The organism is Streptomyces nanshensis (assembly GCF_001751255.1).
GTDB classification, from domain to species: Bacteria; Actinomycetota; Actinomycetes; order Streptomycetales; family Streptomycetaceae; genus Streptomyces; species Streptomyces nanshensis_A.
The window spans coordinates 1-2,509 of sequence record NZ_LJGW01000603.1; the positions used below are offsets into that span (position 1 = coordinate 1).

At 74.4% G+C, this 2,509-nt stretch carries 3 protein-coding genes; all 3 read left to right on the forward strand.

Annotation, left to right across the window (positions count from 1 at the left end):
• On the forward strand, positions 1-395 hold a 395-nt coding region (locus AN218_RS30110; protein WP_141747758.1), incomplete at its 5' end, for an ROK family protein.
• Positions 396-490: 95 nt separating this feature from the next.
• Positions 491-1,426 carry a sugar kinase gene (locus AN218_RS30115; RefSeq protein WP_070020213.1) on the forward strand — a complete coding sequence of 312 codons (936 nt, stop codon included), beginning with the start codon at positions 491-493 and terminating at the stop codon, positions 1,424-1,426.
• Positions 1,427-1,844: 418 nt separating this feature from the next.
• Positions 1,845-2,501: a bifunctional 4-hydroxy-2-oxoglutarate aldolase/2-dehydro-3-deoxy-phosphogluconate aldolase gene (locus tag AN218_RS30120; protein ID WP_070020214.1), complete on the forward strand. Its 657-nt coding sequence runs from the start codon at positions 1,845-1,847 to the stop codon at positions 2,499-2,501.
• The last annotated feature ends 8 nt before the right edge of the window (positions 2,502-2,509 follow it).

The window sequence follows — 2,509 nt, forward strand, 5'->3', positions numbered from 1 at the left end:
CGGACGCGGACGAGGCCGCCGGCGACGAAGAGGCCGCCCTCGCCGGGCTGTTGGAGGCGGCCCGCGGCGAGGGGAGCGCGGCGGACGCCGCGCGGGACGTCCTGGCCGGGACGGCGGAGTATCTGGGTGCCGGCATCGCGGACCTGGTGAACCTCTTCAACCCCGAGCGGATCGTGATCGGCGGCTGGGCGGGACTGTTGCTCGGGCCACAACTGCTGCCCGCTGTGCGGGAGACGACGGACGCGTACGCTCTGCGGTACCCGGCGGCCCGTACGGCCGTCGAGCTGTGCAGACTCGGCCCGGACGCGGTGACCGTGGGAGCGGCCACGCTGCCGCTGCGCCGATTCCTCGACGCGGGAGGAAGTCCGCCCGCGGGGGTGGCATTGTCCGTGTAAGCGGGTAACGTCTCCACAGAGAGTGATGCCATGGTGGCAGATGTGGGGAGAAACCGGTGGCAAACGGACCGGAGGCCATTACGTGCGGTGAGGCGATGCTGCTCATGCTCGCCGAGCCCGGCATGCCGCTGGACCGCGCGGTCTCCTTCCGTCGTTCCGTCGCGGGCGCCGAGTCCAACGTCGCGCAGGGGCTCGCACGCCTCGGCCACTGGGCCCGGTGGATCGGCCGCGTCGGCGACGACCCGGCGGGCGAAGCGGTGCTGCGGGAGCTGCGCGCCGACGGAGTCGACGTCTCCGGCGCCGAGATGGACCCGCAGGCGCCCACCGGTCTGCTGCTGCGCGACAGCCACCCGCAGCGGCTGATCGACGTGCAGTACTACCGCTCGGGCTCCGCCGCCTCGCTGCTCTCCCCGGACCAGATCCGCCCCGAGACGCTGGAGGGCGCGCGCGTGGTGCACGTCTCCGGCATCACGCCCATGCTCTCCGAGTCGGCCGCGGCGGCCACGTGGACGCTGGTCGAGCGCGCCCGCCAGGTCGGCGCAGCGGTCTCCTTCGACCCGAACGTACGGCGCAAACTCGGCTCGGAACACGAGTGGATCCGTACGGTCGGGCCGCTGCTGCGCGAGGCGGACCTCGTCATCGCCGGGGAGGACGAGCTGGAACTGCTGCTGGGCGGCGGCGTGGAGGAGACGTCCAAGGCGCTGCTGACGATGGGCCGTGCCCGCACCGTCGTGGTCAAGCGGCGCGACCACTCGGCGGCGGCCCTCAGCCGGGACGGCGAGTGCACCCAGGAGCCCTTCGACGTGCCGGTGTGCGATCCGGTGGGCGCGGGCGACGCCTTCGCGGCGGGCTGGCTCTCCGCGTGGCTGCGCGGTGTGCGGCCCGACCAGGCGCTGGCCGAGGCGGCGTGTGTGGCGGCCCTGGTCGTCCAGGCGCCGGGCGACACCGACGGGCTGCCCACGGCGTACGGCAGGGACCGTGCGCTGGTGGGATTCCTCCAGGGGCCCGGGCACGACTCCGTACAGCGGTGACGTGCCGAGCGCGTCCGGACGCCCGTACGGCCGCGGGCATCGACAACAGCACACGTGCGCCCGGCAGTTGCGGGAAGACGAAGTGGATGGCGGACGGACGGAACCGGCGAAGACGGCGAAGACACCCCCGTACCGGGGCCGGGCGCACGAGCGCGGCACCTCCCCGGCGGCGGGCGGCGGCACCGCGCACGAGGCGGCACCGCAGCACAGCGCTGCGGAGCACGGCAGCGGCGCGGAGCACGGCAGAACGGCCGCAGAGCCCCGCAGCAGCACGACGGCACGACAGCACAGCACCGAGAGTCCGCGGCACCCGAGCGGATCGACGGCGGCCACGGAGCAGCCGGCGGCACACCGACAGCCGCCCTGCACGGGCCGAGGCCCCGGCTCCGGCCGGACGAGAAGAGAGGCGGCGATCGCCGTGTACCGATGGGAGACCACCTGTGCCGCACTGGAGCAGCGTGTCTTCGCCATCATCCGCAGCGACAGCTACGAGAGCGTCACGGCCAAGGCCGACACCCTGCTCGGCGCCGGGATCACCAGTCTGGAGATCTCGTTGACCAGCCCGTACGCCCTGGACGCGGTGAGCACGCTGCGCCGGGAGACGGGGGAGGACTGTGTGATCGGGGCGGGCACGGTCCTCGACGCGTCCGCCGCCCGCGCCGCCGTCGACGCCGGCGCCCGCTTCCTGGTCTCACCCGCCCTGGACGCCGAGGTGATCCGCACCGGCCACCGCTACGGCGTGCCCGTCTTCCCGGGCGTGGCCACGCCCACCGAGATGGTGCGCGCCCTGGAGCTGGGCGCCGACGCCCTGAAGCTCTTCCCCGCCTCGGGGCACGATCCGCGCTGGCTGAAGGACGTACGGGCGGCGCTGCCGCAGGCGCCGCTGCTGCCCACGGGCGGCGTCACCGTGCAGAACGCCCCGGAGTGGATCGCCGCCGGAGCCGTCGCCTGCGGCATGGGCTCGGCGCTCACCGAGGGGGACAGGGAGACGGTCGCCAAGCGCGTCACGGAGTTGCTCCAGCGGCTGGAGGAGGCGGGCTCCGCGGAGCGGAGCGGCCGCACCCGTAGGCGCTGACCCGCCCG